General features: G+C 70.8%; 21 protein-coding genes. 5 read left to right on the top strand and 16 right to left on the bottom strand.

Annotated features, from left to right (window positions below; all coding sequences use genetic code 11):
- Positions 1–30 precede the first annotated feature (30 nt).
- The 3 genes from H286_RS0110425 to H286_RS0110415 are packed head-to-tail and all read right to left on the bottom strand — an operon-like array spanning position 31 to position 3183.
- On the bottom strand, positions 31–915 hold the full coding sequence (locus tag H286_RS0110425) for a carbohydrate ABC transporter permease (RefSeq protein WP_018186942.1): 885 nt from the start codon (positions 913–915) through the stop codon (positions 31–33).
- Positions 912–1892 (bottom strand): carbohydrate ABC transporter permease, encoded by a 981-nt coding sequence (locus tag H286_RS0110420; protein WP_018186941.1) that lies wholly within the window; start codon positions 1890–1892, stop codon positions 912–914. The genes H286_RS0110425 and H286_RS0110420 overlap by 4 nt, the downstream gene beginning before the upstream one ends.
- On the bottom strand, positions 1882–3183 hold the full coding sequence (locus tag H286_RS0110415; protein ID WP_020098113.1) for an ABC transporter substrate-binding protein: 1302 nt from the start codon (positions 3181–3183) through the stop codon (positions 1882–1884). The genes H286_RS0110420 and H286_RS0110415 overlap by 11 nt, the downstream gene beginning before the upstream one ends.
- Positions 3184–3400: 217 nt before the next feature.
- On the opposite strand from H286_RS0110415, the gene H286_RS0110410 reads away from it, so the two are divergent.
- Together H286_RS0110410 and H286_RS0110405 are read left to right on the top strand one after the other, a co-directional pair.
- Positions 3401–4372 (top strand): LacI family DNA-binding transcriptional regulator, encoded by a 972-nt coding sequence (locus tag H286_RS0110410; protein ID WP_020098112.1) that lies wholly within the window; start codon positions 3401–3403, stop codon positions 4370–4372.
- Between the two features lie 48 nt (positions 4373–4420).
- A complete protein-coding gene (locus H286_RS0110405; RefSeq protein WP_020098111.1) occupies positions 4421–6232 on the top strand; it encodes a glycoside hydrolase family 2 protein in 1812 nt (603 codons plus the stop codon).
- Positions 6233–6433: 201 nt separating this feature from the next.
- Here H286_RS0110405 and H286_RS0110400 read toward each other — a convergent pair whose 3' ends face one another.
- The 8 genes from H286_RS0110400 to pnuC are packed head-to-tail and all read right to left on the bottom strand — an operon-like array spanning position 6434 to position 15974.
- Complete coding sequence (locus H286_RS0110400; RefSeq protein WP_020098110.1) at positions 6434–8233, bottom strand: DEAD/DEAH box helicase; 1800 nt, start codon at positions 8231–8233, stop codon at positions 6434–6436.
- Between the two features lie 42 nt (positions 8234–8275).
- The gene (locus H286_RS0110395; protein WP_020098109.1) at positions 8276–9625 is read right to left on the bottom strand and encodes an AMP-binding protein; all 1350 of its coding nucleotides are present in this window, start codon (positions 9623–9625) and stop codon (positions 8276–8278) included.
- Positions 9618–10229, bottom strand: coding sequence for a hypothetical protein (locus H286_RS0110390; RefSeq protein ID WP_018186935.1), 612 nt, complete (start codon positions 10227–10229; stop codon positions 9618–9620). Before H286_RS0110390 ends, H286_RS0110395 begins: the two co-directional genes overlap by 8 nt.
- A complete protein-coding gene (locus H286_RS0110385) occupies positions 10222–12084 on the bottom strand; it encodes a VWA domain-containing protein (protein ID WP_020098108.1) in 1863 nt (620 codons plus the stop codon). The genes H286_RS0110390 and H286_RS0110385 overlap by 8 nt, the downstream gene beginning before the upstream one ends.
- A complete protein-coding gene (locus H286_RS0110380; RefSeq protein WP_020098107.1) occupies positions 12081–12716 on the bottom strand; it encodes a hypothetical protein in 636 nt (211 codons plus the stop codon). Before H286_RS0110380 ends, H286_RS0110385 begins: the two co-directional genes overlap by 4 nt.
- Positions 12713–14284 carry an AAA family ATPase gene (locus H286_RS0110375; RefSeq protein ID WP_020098106.1) on the bottom strand — a complete coding sequence of 524 codons (1572 nt, stop codon included), beginning with the start codon at positions 14282–14284 and terminating at the stop codon, positions 12713–12715. Before H286_RS0110375 ends, H286_RS0110380 begins: the two co-directional genes overlap by 4 nt.
- A 9-nt stretch (positions 14285–14293) precedes the next feature.
- Positions 14294–15376 (bottom strand): AAA family ATPase, encoded by a 1083-nt coding sequence (locus tag H286_RS0110370; RefSeq protein WP_020098105.1) that lies wholly within the window; start codon positions 15374–15376, stop codon positions 14294–14296.
- Positions 15369–15974: a nicotinamide riboside transporter PnuC gene (gene pnuC / locus H286_RS0110365; RefSeq protein ID WP_020098104.1), complete on the bottom strand. Its 606-nt coding sequence runs from the start codon at positions 15972–15974 to the stop codon at positions 15369–15371. Before pnuC ends, H286_RS0110370 begins: the two co-directional genes overlap by 8 nt.
- A gap of 97 nt (positions 15975–16071) precedes the next feature.
- On the opposite strand from pnuC, the gene map reads away from it, so the two are divergent.
- Complete coding sequence (gene map / locus H286_RS0110360; protein WP_020098103.1) at positions 16072–16845, top strand: type I methionyl aminopeptidase; 774 nt, start codon at positions 16072–16074, stop codon at positions 16843–16845.
- A 49-nt stretch (positions 16846–16894) separates the two neighbouring features.
- A complete protein-coding gene (locus tag H286_RS0110355; protein ID WP_020098102.1) occupies positions 16895–18112 on the top strand; it encodes a pyridoxal phosphate-dependent aminotransferase in 1218 nt (405 codons plus the stop codon).
- Between the two features lie 33 nt (positions 18113–18145).
- Here H286_RS0110355 and H286_RS0110350 read toward each other — a convergent pair whose 3' ends face one another.
- From H286_RS0110350 to H286_RS0110335, 4 genes are read right to left on the bottom strand one after another with little or no spacing between them, the layout of a single operon-like run.
- A complete protein-coding gene (locus H286_RS0110350) occupies positions 18146–19282 on the bottom strand; it encodes a UDP-N-acetylmuramate dehydrogenase (protein WP_020098101.1) in 1137 nt (378 codons plus the stop codon).
- Positions 19282–19689 (bottom strand): MaoC/PaaZ C-terminal domain-containing protein, encoded by a 408-nt coding sequence (locus tag H286_RS0110345; RefSeq protein WP_018186921.1) that lies wholly within the window; start codon positions 19687–19689, stop codon positions 19282–19284. Before H286_RS0110345 ends, H286_RS0110350 begins: the two co-directional genes overlap by 1 nt.
- A complete protein-coding gene (locus tag H286_RS0110340; protein ID WP_036324300.1) occupies positions 19686–20132 on the bottom strand; it encodes an FAS1-like dehydratase domain-containing protein in 447 nt (148 codons plus the stop codon). Before H286_RS0110340 ends, H286_RS0110345 begins: the two co-directional genes overlap by 4 nt.
- Before the next feature lie 37 nt (positions 20133–20169).
- On the bottom strand, positions 20170–20967 hold the full coding sequence (locus H286_RS0110335) for a sulfite exporter TauE/SafE family protein (RefSeq protein ID WP_020098100.1): 798 nt from the start codon (positions 20965–20967) through the stop codon (positions 20170–20172).
- 87 nt (positions 20968–21054) lie between these two features.
- Here H286_RS0110335 and H286_RS0110330 point away from each other — a divergent pair, with 87 nt between their 5' ends.
- On the top strand, positions 21055–22089 hold the full coding sequence (locus H286_RS0110330; RefSeq protein ID WP_020098099.1) for a lactonase family protein: 1035 nt from the start codon (positions 21055–21057) through the stop codon (positions 22087–22089).
- Between the two features lie 6 nt (positions 22090–22095).
- Here H286_RS0110330 and H286_RS0110325 read toward each other — a convergent pair whose 3' ends face one another.
- The gene (locus H286_RS0110325; protein ID WP_018186917.1) at positions 22096–22653 is read right to left on the bottom strand and encodes an NYN domain-containing protein; all 558 of its coding nucleotides are present in this window, start codon (positions 22651–22653) and stop codon (positions 22096–22098) included.
- Positions 22654–22706 lie beyond the last annotated feature (53 nt).

Below are 22706 nucleotides of genomic sequence, written 5' to 3'. Positions count from 1 at the left end.
TTGTGAACGCTGCCAGCTCTAGGGCGCGTCTCATCCCTTCACCGCCGCTCCGGCCACCGAATCGACGATCTGCCGCTGTGCGAAAGCAAAGAGGATGAGGACCGGAATCGAGGCGATCGCGGCGCCGGCCATGACGATGCCGAAGTGGGTTCGGAACGCGCCCTGAAGCATGGCGAGTCCGGGCTGGAGCGTCATGTTCTCGGGCGAGAGCAGGACGTACACGGGCCACAGGAAATCGTTCCAGTTGCCGAGGAAGGAGAGAACGGCCAGGGTCGCGAGAGCCGGCCGCGCGAGAGGGAGCGCGACCTGGAAGAAGATTCGGAAGTCCCCCGCACCGTCGATGCGGGCCGCCTCCTCGATCTCGGGAGGGATGCCGAGGAAGAACTGGCGGAGGAAGAAGACCCCGAAAGCGCTCGCCGCCCCCGGCACCGTGATCGCGAGGATCGAATCGAGCCACCCGAAGTTTTCGACCAGCAGGTAGTTCGGGATCAGGAAGACGACCGGCGGCACGAGCAAGGTCGCGATGATGAGACCGAAGACGATGTTCCGGCCTGCGAAATCGAGCCGGGCCAGGGCGTAGGCGGCCATCGACGCGGTGACCAGGATGAGTACGGTCTGCAGCGTCGCCGCGGCGAAGCTGTTCCAAAGCCAGAGGAAGATCGGCTGCTGACCGCTGAGCAGGAGCGTCTGGTAGGCCTCGAGCGAGGGCGGGGAAGGAAGGGCGTACGGGTTGCGGACGGCATCCGCGTCGGTCTTCACCGAGGTGAGCAGCATCCAGATGAGCGGGAAGATCACGACGAGCGCCAGGGCGCCGAGAACGGCGTATGCGGTGAGGTCCCCCGCTCGACGGGGGGATCGGCGGCGCACGGGGCGCGACGGCTTCGTCGTGGCGGGACGGACGGCGGTGTCGGTCATGAGGCGGCTTTCTCGCTGCGCTCGCGCTGCAGGCGGAAGTTGACGACGCTGATGATCGCCAGGAAGGCGAAGAGCACGTAGCTCATCGCCGAGGCCGGCGCCATGTTGTTCTGGGACAGGCCCTGGTCGGCGATGTACATGATCGCGGTGCGGGTCTCGTTGCCGGGACCACCGTTCGTCAACAGGAACGACTGTCCGAACATGTTCGCCGAGGCGAGGATCGTCGTCGTCGTGATGAAGATCATGACTGGGCGCAGTCCGGGCAGCGTCACACTGAAGAACGTGCGGGCGGCTCCCGCGCCGTCAAGCGCCGCGGCCTCATAGAGGTCGGTGTTGATGCCCTTGAGACCGGCCAGGAAGATGACGGTGTTGAGCCCCGCGGTCCACCAGACGGTGACACCGACCAGCGAGACCCACACCCAGGGCGTGTCGACCACCCACGGAGTGTCGCTCGGCAGGCCGAACAGCCCAAGCAGGTGGTTCAGGATGCCGGACTGCGTGTCGAAGACGTAGCTCCAGATCACGCCGACGATCGCGACACCGAGCACGTACGGCGCGAAGAAAACGGTTCGGAAGAAGGTGGCTCCCCGCAGCTTGCGGTTCAGGAGGACGGCGATGAACAGCGGCACGACCACGAGGAACGGGACGCTCAGGACGACGAACAGCCCCGTCGCCCGCATCGAGTTCCAGAAGTCCGCCGACGTGGTCGAGCCCGCGGTGAAGAGGTCGAGGTAGTTCTTCAGGCCGATGAAGTCCTGACTGTCGCGGAACGGGGACCAGTTGGTGAGGCTGATCCACACGCCGAACACGGCCGGCACGATGACGAACGTGACGAACAACGCCAGGAACGGTGCGAGGAACAGGTAAGCGATGAGGGTGCGCCGACGGCGTGCGGCCGGACGACGGCCACGACCGCCCGGCCGACCGACGATACGGTCGGCCGGGACGGCCGTCGTGGCGGCGAGGTCACTCGCCATACTTCTGCTGGTTCTGTTCGATGATCGCGTCCGCCTTCGCCTTCGCATCGTCGAGCGCAGCCTGCGGCGTCTTCTTGCCGGTCAGCGCCTCATTGATCGCGGTGGTGATGAGCGCGTTGGCCTCGTTGATGCCGGGCGACACGGTCTCATAGTGGGCGTAATCGAGCTGTTCCATGAACGGCTCGAGGTTGGGGTACTTCTCGAGGATGGCCGGGTCCTCGCGGACCATGTTGGCCGCGGGGAGCTCGCCCGTCTCCGCCCAGCCGGCCGAGTTGTCGTTCATCCACTTCACGAAGGTCGCGGCGGCCGAGGTCTCGTCAGCGCTCTGTCCCTTGTTCGCGGGGAAAACCCAGTGCGTCGAGCTCGACCAGACGGCCTTCTCGTCGCCGATCTGCGGCACCGGGGCGGCTGCCCAATCGAGGTCGCCGAAGGCGGTGTTGGTGGTCTGCCACACGCCGTTCCAGTTGAAGGCGGTGTCGCCGGCGAGGAGCGCCTTGATGTTGCCGTCCTGCGCGACGTTCTTCGGGCTGTAGCCCTTGTCGACGAGGTCGGTCATCCAGGTGAGCGCCTTGACCCCGGCATCCGAGTTGAAGGTCGCCTCGGTCACGTCGTCGTTGTACAGATCGCCGCCGAACTGCCAGAGCAGGCTCTGGAACTCGAACGTCCCCGTGAAGACGTAGCCGTCGACCCACTCGCCCTGGACGCCGGCCGCCTTCAGCTTCTCGAGCGCGTCGAGGTAGCCCTGACGGTCCGTCGGCACCTCGGTGAGGTCGGCCTTCTTCATGACGTCCTTGTTCGCGAACATCCCGAGCGGCGTCACGCTCCACGGCACGGCGTACTGCGCGTCGCGGAAGTCCCCCATCCCGAACACGTCGGGCGGGAAGTCGCCCTCGCTGTAACCGAGCCCCTCGATGATCTCGTCGGCGGGCTGCAGCAGGTTCTGCGCGGCGTACGTCGCCAGGTCGTCGCCGTGGAGGACGGCGACATCGGGCCCCTTGCCCGCCTTCACCGCGAGCGGCATCTTGGAGTTGATGTCCGCCCATTCCTGGGGAACGTTCTTGACCTTGATGTTGTCGTGCTCGGCGTTGAACTTGTCGATCAGCTTGGGGACGATGGTCGGCGCGGCGCCGCCCGTCCAGCCGTGCCAGAAGGTGACTTCGACGGCGGGACCGTCGTAGTCCTCGCCCGACACCCCGCCCTCGCTGGAGTTCGATGCCCCGCAGGCGCTGAGTGTGACGGCGAGCGCCGTGGCGACGCCGAGACCGAGGCCCCGCGAAAGTCGCGTAGTCATGTGATTGCTCTCCTTTGAGTACTCCCCGCCCGGAAGCTCGGGCGCGCTGTGTGAGTGTCGTCGAACTTACAGCGCTAGAAATTTGGTGTCAACGGGCTCGGCCACCGCTTGCCGGAGCGAACCGGGCGAGCGCTGTACTGTGGCCCGCGAGCCGTTGAAGGGAATCTCCATGCGAGGACCGCGCCTACAGGACGTCGCAGAACGGGCGGGCGTGTCGATGAAGACCGTTTCCAACGTCGTCCGCAACCACCCACACGTCTCGGCCGCGATGCGCGAGCGAGTTCAGCGGGCGATCGACGAACTCGGCTACCGGCCCAACGTCGTCGCCCGACGCTTGGCCACCGGGCGAACGGGTTTCGTCGCCGTCGCCTTCGCCGATGTCGCGATCCCCTATTTCGCCGAACTCGCGCACGTGGCGTCGCGACGGGCGCGGGATTTCGACTACCGCGTGCTCCTCGAAGAGACCGACGACACGATCGAGGGCGAGCGCGCCCTCATCGCGAGCTCCGAGGCGGGCCTCGTCGACGGCATGCTCTTCCAGCCGTCGAAGATGAGCCCCTCCGAGATCGCCCAGCATCGTTCGCAGATCCCCATCGTGCTCCTCGGCGAGATGCCCGCGCCCCTGACGATGGACCACGTCATGATCGACAACGTGGCCGCAGCGCGCGAGATCACGACACACCTGCTGGATTCAGGCAGACGACGGATCGGCTTCGTCGGCCACGAGACGACGTCCCTGAGCGAGACGTCCCGCCAGCGCATCCTCGGATACCAGGAAGCCCTGACGGGGGCAGGCGTCCGGGCCGACCCGCGGATGCTCGTGGCCACAGCGTCCATAGATGCCGCCGACACGGCGGCCGCGGTGCGTCAGGCACTGAGCGAGGGGTGGGATGTCGACGCGGTCGTGTGCCGCGACGACCTCGCCGCGATGGGCACCCTTCGAGCCTTGCACGAGCGCGGGATCCGCGTGCCGGAGGACGTGGCGGTCACCGGGTGGGACGACACACGCCTCAGCGCCGTCACGTTCCCGAGCCTCACGAGCGTCAGTCCCGACGTCGATGCACTGTTCACCCGTGCCATGGAGCTTCTCCTAGAGCGGGTCGCGGGGTATGACGGCGCAGGGCGGCATGAGATCGCCCCCCATCGGATCGCCATCCGCGAGAGCGCGCCGTCGATCCCTGCACCCTGAACGGGCCCATCGAACCTTCCAGGTTTACAGCGCTGCACAGCATGAGGCATGCTGGACGCCATGATCGATGACGACCACGGCGCCGTGCGTGCCAGCACGCAAGACGGCACCTACCCCCGGCCCCAGCTCGTCCGGTCGACATGGGCAGACCTGAGCGGCTCGTGGGCCTTCGCCCACGACGACGCCGACGAGGGCGTCGCCTCCGGGTGGCCGGCATCCGGGGTCGCCCATCGGGACATCGTCGTCCCGTTCCCGCCCGAGTCGTCCGCGTCGGGCGTCGGGGACACCGGGATGCACCCGATCGTCTGGTACTCCCGCGACCTCACCGACGCCGACCTGCGGGCCGCCGGTCACGAGTCGGGCCGGCGCCTCCTCCTGCACTTCGGAGCCGTCGACTACCGCTGCGACGTCTGGGTCGACGGATCACTCGTCGGTTCGCACGAGGGAGGTCACACGCCGTTCGTCCTCGATGTGACCCGCGCTGCACGCTCGGGGTCCCGTGTGGTCGTCCGCGTCGAGGACGACCCGCTCGACATCGCTCAGCCCCGCGGAAAGCAGGACTGGCGCGAGGATCCCCACGTCATCTGGTACCACCGGACGACCGGGATCTGGCAGCCGGTGTGGCTCGAAAGCGTGCCACCCCTCCACGTCACCGGGCTCCGATGGACGACGGACCCGCGCGCCGGGATCGTCACGGTCGACCTCGAACTATCCGCTCGACCTCGGTCAGGGACGGATGCCGCGATCTCCCTTTCGTTCGCCGGACGTACGCTCGCGACGGTCCGCGCCGTCGTCACCGAGAACGAGGCGACCGTCGTCCTGCCCATCGCCGAGCTCCGCAACGGCCAGGCCTACGAGGAGCTGCTGTGGTCTCCCGAGCATCCGCGCCTCATCGACGCCGAGGTGCGGGTCGGTGACGACGTCGTCGCCTCGTACCTCGGCATCCGCACCGCTCATGTCGCCCGCGGACGGTTCTGGCTGAACGACCGTCCCTACTATGTGCGCTCCGTGCTCAACCAGGGGTACTGGCCCGAGTCGCACCTCGCCGCGCCGTCGGCGGCTGCCCTGCGAGAGGAGGCGGAGCTCATCCTGTCGATGGGCTTCAACGCGACGCGGGTGCACCAGAAGTTCGAGGATCCGCGCTTCCTCCTCGCCGCCGACCAACTGGGTCTGCTCGTCTGGGGCGAGGCGCCCGGCACCTACACGTTCACGCAGACCGCCATCGAGCGCACGACGCGCGAGTGGCTCGAGGTCGTTCGCCGCGACGCATCCCACCCGTCGATCGTCACGTGGGTGCCGCTCAACGAGAGCTGGGGCGTGCAGCACATCGCGACGGATCCGCGGATGCAGCACTTCGCCCGCGCTCTCGTGGCGCTCACGAAGGCCCTCGACCCGACCCGGCCCGTCGTGTCGAACGACGGCTGGGAGCAGGTCGACACCGACATCGTCGCGATCCACGACTACGAGTGGCGGCCCGAGGTCGTGCGGGAGCGCTATGCGACGGATGCCGGCATCCGCCGACTCATCGACGCGACCGGACCGGCGGGTCGCGACCTGATCCTCGGCGGCGACGTGTCGGATGCGCCCGTCATGCTCACCGAGTTCGGCGGCATCTCGTTCGACACCGCCGCGGCCGAGGGTGCCTGGGGCTACTCCTCCGCGACCTCGCCCGACGACTTCGCGGAACGCTTCGAGGGGCTCATGGCAGCCGTGCACGCGAGCGAGGCCCTCGCGGGCTTCTGCTACACCCAGCTCGCCGACACCCTGCAGGAGACGAACGGCCTCGTGACCGACGACCGCACGCCGAAGATCCCGATCGACCGCATCCGCGCGGCGATCATCGGGAGCCACGCCGGCTGAGGTGGGGCGCCCGGTGAGCCGTCAGCGGATGCAATAGTTTCGGCACGACACGCCGCGGCATCCGGCCCGCGCACGGCGCGTCGCCCGCGATCCATTGCATCCGCGAACGACGACCAACGTCACCGGTCCAGCCCGCGAAACGGAGAGCCGGCGCATCGCCGAACGAGCGGATGCCGCGCGCCGCCCGGTCGGCGGATGCCGTCAGTCGCGGCCGTGGCGGGGCTTGCGCTCCGGGCGGTCGTCGTACGAGCGCTTCGGCCGGTCGTCGAACGAGCGCTGCGGGCGCTCGCCACCGGGACGGCCGCGGTCGGGGCGGATCTCGATGAGCTGGCCCGAGATGCGGGTGCCGCTCAGACGGTCGAGGACCGACGAGTCCATCGACGTCGGCAGCTCGACGAGCGAGAAGTCGGGCCGGATCGTGATCGCGCCGAAGTCGTCACGGCCGAGGCCGCCCTCGTTCGCGAGCGCGCCGACGATCTGACGCGGCTCGACACGGTGACGACGGCCGACCGCGATGCGGTACGTCGTGAAGTCGCCCTTGCCGCGACGCTCGCGCGGAGCGTCGGAACGCTCGCGCGCCGGACGGTCCTTGCTGCGGTTGCCACGGTCGGCGTCGGCGGCCAGCGTCTTCGCGAGCTGGTCGGATGCGGGGTCGAGCAGCAGCGGCGTCTCGCCCTGTGCCACGACGGCGAGGGCGGCGGCGACATCCTGCTCGGGCACGTCGTGGTTGCGCACGTAGTGCGCGATGACGTCGCGGAACCCGGTGATGCGGTCGGTCTCGGCGAGCGCGGCGGTGATCGCGTCGTCGAAGCGGGCGAGTCGCGTCGAGTTGATGTCCTCGGTGGTCGGCAGGTGCATCTGCGTGGGCGCCTGACGCGTCGCGCGCTCGATGTGCGCGAGCAGGTAGCGCTCGCGGGGCGTCACGAAGCTGATCGCGTCGCCCTTGCGGCCGGCACGGCCGGTGCGGCCGATGCGGTGCACGTACGACTCGGTGTCGGTCGGGATGTCGAAGTTCACGACGTGGCTGATGCGCTCCACGTCGAGACCACGAGCGGCGACGTCGGTCGCGACGAGGATGTCGAGCTTGCCGTCCTTGAGCTGCGAGATCGACCGCTCACGCTGCGGCTGCGGGATGTCGCCGTTGATGGGTGCGGCGCTGAATCCGCGGGCGCGGAGCTTCTCGGCCAGGGTCTCGGTCTCGTTCTTCGTGCGGACGAAGATGATCATCCCGTCGAAGTCCTCGACCTCGAGGATCCGGGTGAGCGCGTCGACCTTCTGCTGGTACGACACGATCAGGTAGCGCTGCGTGATGTTCGTGTTGGTGGAGGTCTTGGTCTTGACCGTGATCTCCTCCGGGTCGCGAAGGTACTGCTGCGCGAGACGGCGGATCGACGGCGGCATCGTCGCGGAGAACAGGGCGACCTGCTTCTCGGCGGGCGTCTTCGCCAGGATCTGCTCGACGTCCTCGGCGAACCCCATCTTCAGCATCTCGTCGGCCTCGTCGAGGACGAGGTTCTTGAGCTGCGAGAGGTCGAGGGTGCCCTTCTCGAGGTGGTCCATGATGCGGCCGGGGGTGCCGACGACGATGTGCACGCCGCGGCGGAGGGCCGACAGCTGCACGCCGTAGCCCTGCCCGCCGTAGACGGGGAGGACGTGGACGCCCTTCATGCGGGCGGCGTAGGACTCGAACGCCTCGCACACCTGGAGCGCGAGCTCGCGGGTAGGGGCGAGAACGAGCGCCTGCGGAGTCTTCTGGGTCAGATCCAGGTTCTCCATGATGGGAAGGGCGAATGCGGCGGTCTTGCCGGTACCGGTCTGCGCCATGCCGACGACGTCGCGGCCGCCGAGGAGGACGGGGATGGTCGCGGCCTGGATCGCGGAGGGCGTCTCATAGCCGAGGTCCTTGATGGCGGCGAGGACGGGACCGGTCAAACCGAGTTCATCGAAGCCGGGGAGGGCGGGGGTTTCAGCGGATTCGGTCGGGGTCTGGGGGTCACTCACCTATCCACCGTAGTGGAGTGGGCTGGGAAGCGCCCGGGCCGGTCAGCCGGCGGCGCTGCGGTAGCGCCGCGGCTTGCCCTCGCCGAGCTCGATCAGCCGCTCGTACCGCCGCACGTCGACGTCCCGACCGAGCAGCGCCGACAGGACGCGCTCGACGGCATCCGCGTCGCCGCCGACGATCCGCGCGTCGATGCTCCCGTCCGCCGCCTGCTCGATGCTCCACCCCCGAGCCCCGTGGGTCTGCAACTGCTGGGTGAGGTCGACGCACGGGATCCGCCGGCCGTCGGTGGCGAGGAACACGGTGTTCTCCCGCCCCTCGAGGTCCGCGATGCCGATCCCGCCGTCGGCGAAGCGCACAAGCCGTCCGGTGTCACCGGTGCGGTAGCGCACGAGCGGCAGCAGCGGGTTCTCCCCCGCCGTCACCGTGATCTCCCCCACCTCACCCTCGGGCACCACGGTTCCCTCTGCGTCGAGGACCTCGACGTGCACGCGCCGGTCGAGCACACGGAACGGTCCGTCGTCCGTGCGGACGGCGATCGGCCGGGTCTCGTGCAGACCGTAGACGTCGAAGACGGGGCATCCGTAGGCCTCTTCGAGGTCGGCGCGGAGCGGCCCCGACAGCGCCATCGCGCCCGAGAAAAGCGCGAGCGGACGCAGGACGCCCCGCAGCTCGGGCTGGAGCAAGTCGGCGAGGCTCGTCGGGTGCCCCGTGATCACCTGGGGATCGGCGTCGCGCAGGAACGCGACACGGTCGCCCGGTCGCCGCCACGCGCCGGTGTCGAGGTTCAGACGCGCCATCGCCCGGTGCGCGAACCCGCTCACGAGCGAGACGTACGTGAACGCCTGCCGCTGGAAGACGACGGATGCCACGGCGAACCGCTCGCCGTCGGGAGACCAGTCGATCCCCTGCGCCCGGACGAGCGAGACCATGAGGTGGAAGCCGCGGGCGACCTCTTCGACGTCGTCGGGGATGAGGAGGGCGGCGCCGGTCGACCCCGAGCTCGTGCCGTGCAGCATCCGGTCGAGGTCCGCGTCGAGCGGGACGAACGCGGCGAGGTCGTCGACGAGGTGCTGCCGCGTGATCGGCGGGAAGTCCGTGAGCGCGGCGAGGTCGCCGAGCCCCCGGTACGCGAGCAGGTTCCGCGCCGCCCCGAGGTGCTCCTCGAGCCAGCCGTCCGTCGGCAGCGGCCGGCGGGTGCGCTCGACCATCTCGGCCGTCAGCCGGTCGCCGGTCGCGTGGACCCAGTCGGGTGCGGCGGGATGCCGGCGCCACCGGTCCAACCGTGCGGCACCGGCGGCATCCATCGTCGGCCATCGCTCCGCGTCGGTCAGGACGGCCGCCGAGCCCGGGGTGTACTCGGCGAGGGCGAGGGAGTCGTCGGGGTCACTCACTCGAGTACCTCGCGGCGGCCTCCTTCGCCCGCGCTTCGGCGAGCCGGCGGGCGATCTCGTCGCGGTGGCGGTGCGCGGCGTAGGCCTGCGCGAGGGCGGCGTTCCGGCGCAGGGAATCCCGCGCCTCGAGCAGGCTGCGGGCGGTCGTGACGTCCTCGCCGGCGGGTCGCAGCCCCGCCCACAGGAGGAACGTGCGGACCGCCTCCTCGCGGCGCTCGTCGTCCGACAGCCACTCCCACGGGTCGACGACCGGGGAGAGACGGAGCGCGAGGGCGTCGACGGCGCGCCCGATGCCCGGGGCCGCTGCCACCGAGGGTGCGAACGGTTCGACGAGGTCTTCGCTCGCGACGAGCCAGAGGCCGACCGCGGCCCCGCGGCGCACGCGGTCGTCGTCCTCGTGGGACACCGCGAGCAGCCGGGGACGGAGCACGTCGCCGGCGAGCGCGGCGATCGAGACCCGCGCGTCGAGGAAGGAGCGCGGGACGCTCGCCATCCGTGCCGCGACCGCAGCGAGAGAAGGACCCGGAACGGTCGCCTCCCACGCGCGGTCCTCGGGCGGGGCCGATGCCGACCATGCCGACAGCAGTTCTTCGGACTCAGCCACGGAGCGCCTCCGCCAATCGGGCGCACGCAGCGGGGGCGTCGTCCATCGTCTGGACGTGCAGGACGTCGTACCCGGCCGCCGCGGCCTGCGCGTCGACGCGCGTCGAGCGCGCCGAGAGCAGGAGGGTCGCCGTCGTCAGCAGCGGCCGCACACGCGCGGCGACGTCGGCGTACTCCGCATTGCCGTCGCCGAACATCGACACGAGACCGTCGTCGGAGAGGACGAGGAGGTGCCGCCGCTCATCCGGTGCGGGTGGGCGGAGCCCTGTGTAGCGGCGCTCGAGCAGGTCGAGGGGGAAGGTCGTCCCGCCGCCGAAGAAGAACGCGAGGTCGCGGACGACGCCGCCGACCGTCCGCTGGTAGTCGTCTGAGCCGGCGACCTGGCCCGGCCCCGAGAAGCTCGTGACGCGCACGCGGCCCCCGCCGCGGAGCACCGACAGCGCGACGATCATGCCGGCGAGGACCGCCGACGATCCGCGGCCCGGCCGCGGCATGGAGCCCGACGAGTCGATGAAGACGTCGAGCGCGATGCTCGCCTCACGCGGCGTCGGCTCGTCGGGCAGGAACGATCGCCGACGCGTCGTGACCCCGGGGAGGACGGTGGCCCCGGCCTGCAGGGTCGCGGGCAGGTCGAGGTCGGCGAGGTCGTCGCCCGTCTCCCAGACCTCGAGCGGCCCCGGCAGCTCCGGAGCGGGGACCGCCGGCATCCGCTGCGTCAACGGTCGCACCCACGGGGCCGCCTCGGCGCGGTACCAGGCGGCCATGACCTCGTCCGGATCGCTCGCCCCGTACAGCGCGAGGGTGCGGGCGAGCCCGAGCGCCTGGCCGTTACCGCCGCCGGCGCCGGTTCCCCCGCCGCCCTCGCCGATCGCACCCGGGCCGCTCGACCCGGGATGGGCCGGGATGCCGCCGTGCAACCGGCGGTCGGAGAGGATGCGGCCGAGCTCCTCGGCGGTCACCGGCGCGTCGTCGGCGGCGCAGCCCGCGCCGTGGGCCGGCCCGGTCGGCGGTGTCCGTCGCGACGACCGCTGCCGCTCGACGATGTAGGGCGCTGTGAGCACCCCGAACCGCAACGCCCCGAGCACCGGATCGTGCGCGAAGGAGCGCACGACGCCGGCGAGCTGGTCGGCATCCGCCTCGGGACGCGTCGTGATCGCGCCCGCGAGCTCGGCGGCGATGCGTTCGCGCTCGCGACGCGCTTCGCGGAGCGCACGCTCCTTCTCGCGGTGTTTCTCGGGTATCTCCTCCCACGGTGCGTCGGAGCGTCCGTGCGGCGGAGCGGGCGGGGCCGGAGTCGGCGGCGCGGGCGGGCACAACCGCCCGGCAGGAAGGCCCCAGACGAGTTCGAACGTCCGCAGGTAGACCCACCAGAGGCGATCGGAGCTCTCGGGCGCAGGGAGCGTCGCCTGCACGAGTCGCACGATCCCGACCGGCTCCGTGTCGCCGCGGCGGCGTTGCAGCAGCGCGACCCGGGCGTTGACGAGCAGGTCGGTCCAGAGGTTCGACAGGAGCGCGAGGTCGTCCGCCGTGACCGGGTCCGCCCCCGCGGCGGCGAGTGCGCGGGCGAGCTGATGCCGGATCTTCAGCGAATCCATCCGGGTGGCCGGGGCGAGGACGTGATGGCCGATCTCATGGGCGAACAGGCTCTCGGCCTCGTGCCCGACGCCCCACGTGCGGATCATGTCGGGGTCGACGGTCACCGACGGCGGGAACGAGAACCAGGCAGCGGTGCCCTTCGCGGCGCCCTCCCCGGGTGCGAGACGCACGTCGCGCAGGTGCACACCCCAGAGCCCGAGAGCGCTCTCCCATGCCTCCCGCGTCCCACCCTCCAGCGGGACCGTCGCCGGGGCGCTCACGCGGCATCCCGCACGTGCACCCAGGCGAGGTAGGAATCGGGGAACAGCACGATGCTCGCCGCTCCCCCGGCCGCCACCTCGGGCGCGGCGTCGAGAGCACGCAGCCGCGATCCCCACGCGTCGGCGTCGAGGCGCCACCACTGCTCGCCCGTCCGGATGCCGAAGGCTCCCGGGTCGGCGAGCGGAGCCGCCTCGACAGGCGGTGCGATCCACGCCCCGCCGAGGCCGGCGAAGCCGCCGACGGCGCACACGTAGCCGCGGGATGCCGCCCGCTCCGGCCACCAGAACCGGTCGTCCCGCTGCGCCTCGAGGAACGCGTCGAGGTCGGCGGAATCGAGCCCGAGGGCTGCGGCCGCGGCATCCGGATGCGTCTGCGACAGCCGCGCGAGACGCTGCAGGGCGTCGTCCCGGAACGCGAGGGCACCGGCTCGCCAGGCGGCGACACCGGCGAGGTCGACGGCGTCGACGTCGGATGCCGCGGCGAACCCGGCGGCGAACGACGCCGCGAAGCGTGCGGGGTCACCCCCGGCTGCCGCCGTGTTCCGGGCGGCGAGATCGACGTCGAGGCCCTCGACGTGCGGCATCGGCGCGGACGGGGGCGCAGCCGCGAGGTGCCCGGGACGCCGGATCACGCGCGGCGCTCCGCCCACCGCAGGTAGGCCGTGTAGCGCTGGTGGAGGTACTTGAGCGTCACGAGGTCGTCGAAGTCGCGGCCGTAGACCTTGCCCGTCGCCGCGATCGCGCGGATGCGCGCTTCGATCTCGGTGAGGCGGCGCGACGCGTCCACAGCGCTGACGCCGTCGAGCCCGCGGTCGAGGTCGGCCAGCAGCGTCCGGACCGGATCGTCCTGCCCGCGGCCGAGCGCCTCGTACTGCCGGCACGACTCCGCGAACATGTCGCTCAGCCAGCTCGACAGGTCGGTGGCGAGCTCGCGTTCGGCGCCGACGTCGAACCGCGGATGCGTCGGGTTCGGCAGCAGCTTGCCACGCAGGACGAACGGCAGGATCGCGGCGACGTCGGCGATTTCGACCGTCGGCCGGCCGCGGAACCACGCCATCGCCTTCGCGTAGAGGATGAGCGTCTGGAGAGCCCGGACCGACGGCCCGTTGATCGTCTGGGCGCCGAGGTCCGCGGTGAGGTCGGCGCCGGAGTTCGACTCGATGACCTCGGGCACCCGGCCGCCGGCCGTCGTGACGGTGTCCTTCGTCCGGTACTCGAACCGCCGCCCGCCACCCTGGACGAACTCGAAGTGGCTGAAGAAGAACTCCAGGCGGCGACGCACGGCGTCGGGAACGGGCACCGCCCGCACCTCGTCGCGCATCCGACGCTGCTCGTCGCCGTCGAAGACGAGCTCGTCGGGGACGTGCTCCTCCGGCTTCTCGCCCGCCTCGACGCGGGCGACGAGCTCGTCGAAGAACCGACTGTTGAACCCCGCCGCCGGGACGGTGACGTCCATGCGGTCGCGGAGCGCCTGGATGACGGGGAACGTCCCGCCGCCGGCGTCGTCGTTGGCGGTGAAGAACCAGCTCTCGACGCCCGACTCCGGCGCCGTCCGCCGCATCTGGTCGTGGCTCTCGACATACCCCTCGGCGACCATCGTCAGGAGCGCGGACTGGGTCTTGGTCGGGATGCGGTTGTACTCGTCGACGATCTTCACGGGGCGCGTGAGCCACTCGCGCCACGCGATGCCGATCTCGGCGAGTGAACCCGCCTGCACGAGGTCGCGCGGCAGCGGGATGCCGACGAGGTCGCTGATCGTGAGCTGCGGCTGCCCCTGCTGCACGCCGCGGCGCACCTCCTCGGCGGTCGACCCCGAGAGGACGCCCATGAGGACGGCGACGGTCGTCTTGCCGCGGCCGGGTCCGCCGATCAGCAGGCACTTGCCACCGACGACGAACGACAGGAGCGGGAGGAGGACGTTCGATGAGAAGGACGGCTGGGTCGGCAGAGAGATCTCCGCCCCGGCATCCCCCACCCCGAAGGTCAGCGGATCGCCGTCGGAGAACTCGATGTCGTAATAGGGCGAGATGACGGCACGGTTGACAATCCAGTAGTAGGCGCGACGGGCCTTCTCATCGAGCGCGGGCGCCTCGGCGCGGCCGGGTGCGCGGAAGAGATCCTCCGCGGTGAGCGGTGCGACACCGGCATCCGCTGCGCTCGTCGTGGGTGATTCCGAGAGCTTGTGCCAGCGGTCCGCCATCGCGCCAGCCTAACGGGACGCGTCGCCTGTGGTGCGCCCGCGGAGGGCCTCCTGCTCGGCGAGCGGGCGTCCTTCGAGGGGAGCCGCGAACGACGTGGCCCGCGCGATCGCCTCGCGCGCGGCCGGCAGGACGGCGGCGACCCGCTCGGCGACCGATCCGCGCACCTCCAGCCACGGCGCCGACTGCTCGGCGAGCACCTCGCGGAACCGGCGCTGCATGGCGTGCCGGATGTGCTCGCCGTCGCGCATCCCGTCCTGCACGAACGGGATCTCGTCCCCCGTGAGGACGTACAGGGCCGGCCGGTGCCCCTCCGCACGACGACGGATGCCGGGGGCCGGGCGCCCGACGTAGCGCTCATGCCAGAGCGCCGTGGCGAGCACGTCGGTGTCGCAGACGAGCACCGGCGTGCGGACGCGGCGGAGCGCGGCATCCTCCATCGCCATCTGGCGGTCGACGACGAGATCGAACTCGTCGCTCCGCCACGGGGCGTCGAGGCCGCCGTCACGGATCTCGGAGTACTCGCGGCCGTACTCGGGCACCCACGTCGTCCCGAGCTCTTCGGCGAGCGCCGCGGCGAGGGTCGTCGAACCGGTCGACTCGGCACCGAGCACGACGATGCGGGCCGCAAGCGACGCCCGGGCCGCGGGGGCGAGTTCGTGCCAGTGCGCAGCGATGTCGGCGCGGATCGCCGTTCCCGAGATGGGGTTGTGGATGCGCCCCGGGTCGACCTGCACCCAGGTCGCGCCGAGGCGTCGGGCGAGCTCCTCGCCGTAGGCGTCGGACGTGAAGACCGCATCCGCCGGGCTGTCGAGCAGGCCCGCGATCGTCGCGGTGTGCGCCTGCCACGCGGTGTCGGAGGCGAAGTCGACGGGGGTGTCGTCGAGGTGGTCGACAACACGGACGGTCGGGTGCTCCTCGCGGATCCAGGCCGCGCGCTCGGCGAGCGGGATCGACTCGACCGACGCGGCGATGACCTCGACCGTCACCCGTTCGCACTGACGCGCCGCGGAGCGGATGAGGTGGGCGTGCCCGGCGTGCAGGGGGTAGAACTTCCCCACCACGACGCCGTGGCGGAACCGCGTGTCAGACACGCGCGGCCGCGACCTCGCCGGGAGCCAACGTCCGCTCGACGCGCCGCCAGCCGACGTACCCGCCGACGCAGAGCCCGATGAACAGGACGTAGAGCGCCGCGACGATCCACAGGCCGGTCACGATCGACAGCGCGACGAAGGCGATGTCGACCCCGATCCAGACGAACCAGTTCTCGATCCACTTGCGGTTGAGCATGTACTGGGCGACGAGGCTCGCCGCGGTGGTCGCGGCATCCGCCACCGCCACCTGCGAGTCGGTGAAGGTCGCCAGGAACCAGGCGAGCACGGCCGTCCCGCCGATGCCGGCGACCACGAGCCAGGGGACGGCACGGCGCGGCGTGCGGGCGATGTAGCCCTTGTCCTGCTCGACGCCGCGCCCCCAGCGCACCCAGCCGTGGACCCCGAGCACGAGGTAGACGACCTGGAGTGCTGCGGCGGCGTAGAGCCCGGCCGGCACGAAGACGGCGAGGAAGACGATGTTGTTGGCGATGCCGAGGGGGTAGGTCCAGATGTTCCGGCGAGCGGCGAGGAACACGCACGCGGCCCCCGTCGCGAATCCGACGATCTGCATCCATTCGGCCAGGATCCACTCGAGCACACGACGAGCCTAGATGGGCGTCGAGCGGCTCCCGACCACGGCGAGGCATGCGGACGTATGATTGTCCGTTGCGCCTGATGACCGAACGGACTGCCTCGTGATCGAAATCCTCACCCCCGACCAGATCGACCGCGCCCGCACAACGGGTGGACTCGTCGGCGACATCCTGCACGGGATCAAGGAGCGCGTGAAGCCGGGGACGAACCTCCTCGAGATCGACGCGTGGGCGAAGGACATGATCCTCGGCGCGGGTGCCGAATCCTGCTACGTCGACTACGCGCCGTCGTTCGGTCGCGGCCCGTTCGGCCACTACATCTGCACGGCCGTGAACGACGCCGTCCTCCACGGTCGGCCGCGCGATCAGCGCGTCGTCGCGGGCGACCTGTTGACCCTCGACCTCGCGATCAAGACGAGCGGCGTGGCCGCGGACGCCGCGATCAGCTTCACCGTCGGGGGCGGCGCCCACGCCGAGAACGACCCGCTCATCACGGCGACCCAGGAGGCCCTGGCCGCCGGCATCGAGGCGGCGCAGCCCGGCGCCCGGATCGGCGACATCTCGGCCGCGATCGGCGACGTCCTCACCGCCGCGGGCTACCCCGTCAACACCGAGTTCGGCGGGCACGGCATCGGTACGACGATGCACCAGGATCCGCACGTGTCGAACATCGGCCGCGCGGGCCGTGGCTACCGCCTGCGCCCCGGCCTCATGCTCGCGATCGAGCCGTGGGTCATGGTCGACACCGACGAGCTGAAGGTCGACGACGACGGCTGGACGCTCCGGAGCGCGACGGGATGCCGCACCGCGCACACCGAGCACACTGTCGCGATCCTCGAATCGGGCAACGAGATCCTCACGCGCCCCACGCGCTGACCCGCGTCACACCTCTCGCCCGAGCGATGCCCGACGGTACGCTCGGAGGGTGACCGAACGCGCCCCCGTCTCCCGCAAACCCCGTGTGTCCGAAAAGCTCAGCGCCATCGCCGAGTCCGCGACCCTCAAGGTCGATGCCAAGGCCAAGGCCCTGCAGGCCGCCGGTCGCCCGGTGATCTCGTACGCGGCCGGAGAGCCCGACTTCGCGACGCCGCAGTTCGTCGTGGATGCCGCGGCCGAGGCCCTGCGCGACCCCGCCAACTTCCGCTACACGCCCGCCGCCGGCCTCCCGGTGCTCCGTGAGGCGATCGCGGCGAAGACCTTCCGCGACTCCGGGCTCGAGGTCGCGCCGTCGCAGGTCATCGTCACCAACGGCGGCAAGCAGTCCGTCTACCAGGCCTTCCAGGCGGTCGTGAACCCCGGCGACGAGGTCCTCCTCCCCGCGCCCTACTGGACCACCTACCCCGAGGCGATCGCCCTCGCCGACGGCGTGCCCGTCGAGGTGTTCGCCGGCGCCGACCAGGAGTACAAGGTCACCGTCGACCAGCTCGAGGCCGCTCGCACCGACAAGACCACGGTGCTCGTGTTCGTCTCGCCGTCGAACCCGACCGGCGCGGTCTACACCCCCGACGAGACGAAGGCCATCGGCGAGTGGGCCCTCGCCCACGGCATCTGGGTGATCAGCGACGAGATCTACCAGAACCTCGTCTACGAGGGCGCGCGGGCCCAATCGATCGTCGAGGCCGTACCGGAGCTCGCCGGCCAGACGATCCTCGTCAACGGCGTCGCGAAGACGTACGCCATGACCGGCTGGCGCGTGGGCTGGATGGTCGGCCCCGCCGACGCCATCAAGGTCGCCGGCAACCTGCAGTCGCACCTGTCCTCCAACGTCAACAACATCGCGCAGCGCGCGGCCCTCGCCGCCCTCACCGGGCCGCAGGACGAGGCCGAGAAGATGCGACAGGCGTTCGACCGTCGTCGCGGGCTGATCGTCGCCGAACTCGCGAAGATCCCGGGCGTCACCGTCCCGAACCCGCTCGGTGCTTTCTACGTCTACCCCGACGTGACGGGCCTGCTCGGACGCGAATGGGACGGCGTCCGCATCGAGACCTCCCTCGAGCTGGCGGACTTCATCCTCGAGCGCGCCGAGGTCGCCGTCGTCCCGGGTGAGGCGTTCGGCCCCTCGGGCTACCTGCGCTTGTCCTACGCGCTCGGCGAGGACCAGCTGCTGGAGGGCGTCCAGCGCCTTCAGCGCCTCTTCGCCTGACGCAGGGCGGACTCGGGCGACGATCGCCCCGGGTCAGAGCTCGACGTCGAAGAGCACCGGCTCGGGCTGCAGGAGCACGCCGAACTCGGACTGCACGCGCTGCTGGATGAGCCGCGCGAGGGCGGCGACCTCTTCGGCCGTCGCCCGGCCGCGGTTCGTGAGCGCGAGCGCGTGCTTGGTCGACAGCGACGCCTGCGAGCCGGGCAGGCGGAAGCCCTTGCGCATCCCCGCGTGCTCGATGAGCCATGCGGCGCTGATCTTGACGGGCGCGGGTCCGCCGGCCCGCGGCGGGATGAACCCGTCGAACCGGTCGAGCGGGATGACGCGATCCGCCTCGAGGGCGGGCGCCATCGACCACCGCGGCGCCTCCGCGGGGAGGGTCGCGGCGAACTGCGCCGACACGACCGGGTTCTGGAAGAACGACCCGGCACTCCACGTGTCGTGGTCGTCCTCGTCGAGCACCATGCCCTTGCGTCCGCGGATCTCTAGGACGGTCTCGCGGATCCACGCGAGGGTGACCTCGGCATCCGCGTCGAGTCCCAGCGCCGACCGCAGCTGCGCACCGCGGACGGGCACCGCGCCGTGGCCGACCTGGGCGAGTTCGAGGGTCACCGACAGGATGACGGCCGAACGCTCCGGCACCGACCCGTAGTGCTTCTTCAGCACCGAGGTGCGCAGACCGAGACCGAGATCGGATGCCGGGACCACCGACACCTCGCCGGTCGCCTCGTCGATGAGCTCGACCTCGACCAGCGTCTCGACGATCTCCTGACCGTACGCACCGACGTTCTGAATGGGCGCGGCGCCCGTCGTGCCGGGGATCCCGGCCATCGCCTCGATGCCGCTGAGCCCAGCCGCGACCGTCTGCGCGACGAGGTCGTCCCACGAGTGACCCGCCTGCACCCTGAGGCGCACGTGACCGGGGTTCGGCGAGGGCAGCCGCTCGATGCCCGACGAGCGGACGAGGATCACGGTGCCTTCAAACTCCTCATCGGAGAAGAGCAGGTTCGATCCGCCGCCGAGGACCAGCCACGGCTCCCCCGCCGCCCAGACCTCGCGGAGCGCGTCGGCGAGTTCGTCGGCCGTCGTCGCCTCGACCATCCGCTGCGGAGACCCGCCGACCCGGAGAGTCGTGAGCTGAGAGAGCGGGACGGGCGTGATCTCGGGCATCAGGATGCCGCGCGGACGCGCACCTGCGCCTTGCCGAGGACGGTCGTGCCGTCGTGGCTGACCGTCAGATCGATACGCACGGCATCGTCGTCGACCGCGCCGACCTTCGCGACGACCGTGACGTCCGCGCCGGCCTCGGTGTCGACGAGGACGGGGCGCGTGAAGCGCACGCCGTACTCGAGGATGCGACCGGAGTCGCCGAGCCACTCGACGATCGTCTCGACGGCGAGGCCCATCGTCAGCATGCCGTGGGCGAGGACGCCGGGCAGGCCGACGCGCTCGGCGACGGCGTCGTTGTAGTGGATGGGGTTGAAGTCGCCCGACGCTCCCGCGTACCGGACGAGCGACGCGCGCGTCAGGTGGACGGTGCGCTCGGCGACGACCGCGCCGACCTCGAGGGGGATCATTCGTCTCCTCCCACCAGCAGGACGGACGTCGCCGTGACGACGTGGTCGCCACCGGCATCCGTGATCTCGGCTTCGCTCGTCACCATCGCACCCTTGCCGAATGCACGGATGCCGGTGACCGTGAGACGCCCGGTCAGCTCGTCGCCGGCGACGATGGGTCGCGTGTACCGGAAGCGCTGCTCGGCGTGGACGACGCGCTCGAGCACGATGCCCGAGTCGGGCTCGCCCAGCAGCTGCTGCAGCGTGATGTCCTGGATCACCATCGCGAAGGTGGGCGGCGCGACGACGTCGGCGTAGCCGAGGGCCTGAGCCGCGGCCGGGTCGTCGTGCTGCGGGTCGGTCGCGAAGACGGCACGGGCGAACTCGCGCACCTTCTCACGTCCGACGAGGTACGGGGTGGTCGGCGGGAAGGCTCGACCGAGCAACTCGGGATTCACAGGCACCGGACGATCCTACCGTCCGGGCCTCCCGCGGGTCCGGTCAGCGGGCGCGGTGGGCGCGGATCGCTTTGATCCCGAGCTGCACCGCGATGAAGGTGAGGTACACCGCGAAGAGGACGTTCGCCGTGAAGGGATCGACGAGGGTCGCGAGCCAGGCGCCGAGAGCCGTGGTCGTGCACGCCGCGACGCCGATGACCGCCGCCGCGACGAGGTCGACGTTGTGGCGACGCAGGTTGCCGATCGTGCCCGAGATGGCGGTGGGGATCATCATCAGCAGCGAGGTGCCCTTGGCGACGAGGTCGCTCGTCCCGAAGAGGAACATGAGCGCCGGCACGACGATGACTCCGCCGCCCACGCCGAGGAGCCCCGCCATGATCCCGGTGAAGACGCCGAGCACGGCGAATCCGATACCGGTGCCCCACGTCAGGGGGACCTCCGCATCACGCGACGGCACCACGATGAACAGCATCACGATCACGACGACGAGGAAGGCGATGAACCCCCACCGGATCGCGTTCTGCGGCAGCCGCGCGAGCAGCCAGGTGCCGACCTGCGCACCGATGACGGCGGCCGCGGCGAGGATGAGCGCGGGGATCCACGCCACCGCACCGACAGCGGCGTACGAGATGACGCCGACGGCGGCGGTCGGGACGATGGCGGCGAGCGACGTGCCTGCGGCGCGGCGCTGGTCGAAGACGAGGAGCGTCAGCAGGAGCGGGACGATGACCGTGCCGCCGCCGACTCCGAACATGCCCGACATGAGCCCGGCGAGCAGACCGATGCCGAGGGCGCTCAGGTAGTAGCGCGGGGTGCGGTTGATGGTCGGGAGCGCGGTCACGAGGGCAGATCCGACACGAAACGCATGCCTCGACCCTACTCCCGGCGACCGCAGCGGCCGCTCCGGTCAGCGGCATACGATCGGATCATGTCCTCTTCGCTCGTCCTCGTGGCCAATGCCGGTGACTCCTCGATCAGCACGTTCCGCGTGACGGATGCCGGGCTCGAACGCCTCGCCGTCACTGCGGGCACCACCGGCTGCTCGAACTTCGCCGTCGACGTCGACCGTGGCGTCGTGTACGCATCGGTGAAGGCCGACGACGACAACCCGGACGCCGGCATCCTGACCCTCGCCCTGGATCGCGAGACCGGCGCGCTCACCCCGCTCTCGCGGGTCGCGCTGCCCGGTGGCGCGATGAACTACCTCTCGCTGACGCGGCAGGGTTCCGTGCTGCTCGGCGCGGCCTACTCGGGCGGGTACGGCATCGTGTGCGCGGTCGGCGACGACGGCGTCGTCTCCGCACCGACCACCGAGGTGCGGTTCCCGCGGCTGCATTCGGTGCTCGCGAGCGGCGACGGGCGCCACGCCTACTTCGTCTCGCTCGAGACCGACCTCATCGCGCAGTACGCACTGGGCGACGACCTCTCCCTCTCCGCGCTCGACCCGGCGACCGCGGACGCCCCCGCAGGGAGTGGACCGCGGCACCTCGCGTTCAGCGACGACGAGAGGACCGTCTACGTCCTCACCGAGTTCACGGGCGAGGTGCTGCGTTTCCGCCGCGACCCGGCGAACGGCATCCTCGACTTCGTCGACGCGACCCCGGCCCACGACCCGTCCGAGAAGCTCCGCCACAGCGTCATCGACGAGGACCCGCGCGAGAACCACTACGTCTGGGGCGCCGACATCCACCTCACCGACGGCGTCGTGTGGGCGTCGGAGCGCACGGCGAGCACCCTCGCGGCGCTGCGCATCGACGCCGACGGCTCGCTCAGCGCGCCGACCGGCTTCGCGGCGACCGAGGAGCAGCCGCGCGGGTTCGCCGTGAGCGACGACCGCGCGCTGCTCGTCGCGGCGGGCGAGCGGTCGACGACAGTCTCGCTGTACCGCGTCGACGGCGCCGACCTGCACCTGCAGGGGCGGTACGAGACCGGCCGCGGCGCGAACTGGGTGCGGTTCGCCTGACCCCGCTCAGCGCAGGAACTGCTCCGGGTCGAACTCGTCGATCGGGATGATCCGCACGCGCGGCAGCTGCGCGTCGAACGCGCCGGCGTCGTATTCGAGATCGAAGAAGCGGATGCCGGGGATCTGGGCGAAGCCGGCGTTGCGGAACTCCTCGAATGCCAGCACGCCGATGCGTCGCGATCCGTCGGCGAGGACGCCGAGGTCGTCGACGAAGTCGCCGTCGTGACTGACGAGCACCACGTCGTCACCGTGCTGCTGCAGTGCCTGGAGCGTCCGCTGGATGGCGAGGTCGACGACCTTCTCGTCGGGGTCGCCCGACAGCGGCACTGGCTGGTAGCCGAGCGCGAGGAGGGCCTGCACGAACGACATCGGCAGGTTCGTCGAGGCATTCAGGAAGAAGAGGCCGCGTGCGTCCTGGTTCCATTGGTCGGCGACGAAGGTGAGGATGCGGTCCCACCGGGGCCGCTCGTCGGGCTGGGGGCGCCGCCCCAGGATCGATCCGCCGAGGGTCGCGTCGATGTTCTCGCCGTCGACGAGAATCCAGGTCCTCCGGTTGTCGGCCATGCCGCCTCCTCCACGCGCACCGTCAGAGCTGTGCCGGTGCGCCCGACTCATCC

This window comes from Microbacterium sp. 11MF (assembly GCF_000383475.1).
Taxonomy (GTDB): domain Bacteria; phylum Actinomycetota; class Actinomycetes; order Actinomycetales; family Microbacteriaceae; genus Microbacterium; species Microbacterium aquilitoris.
Note: the sequence above shows the minus strand (reverse complement) of the source record. Positions and strands in the feature narration are given on the sequence as shown.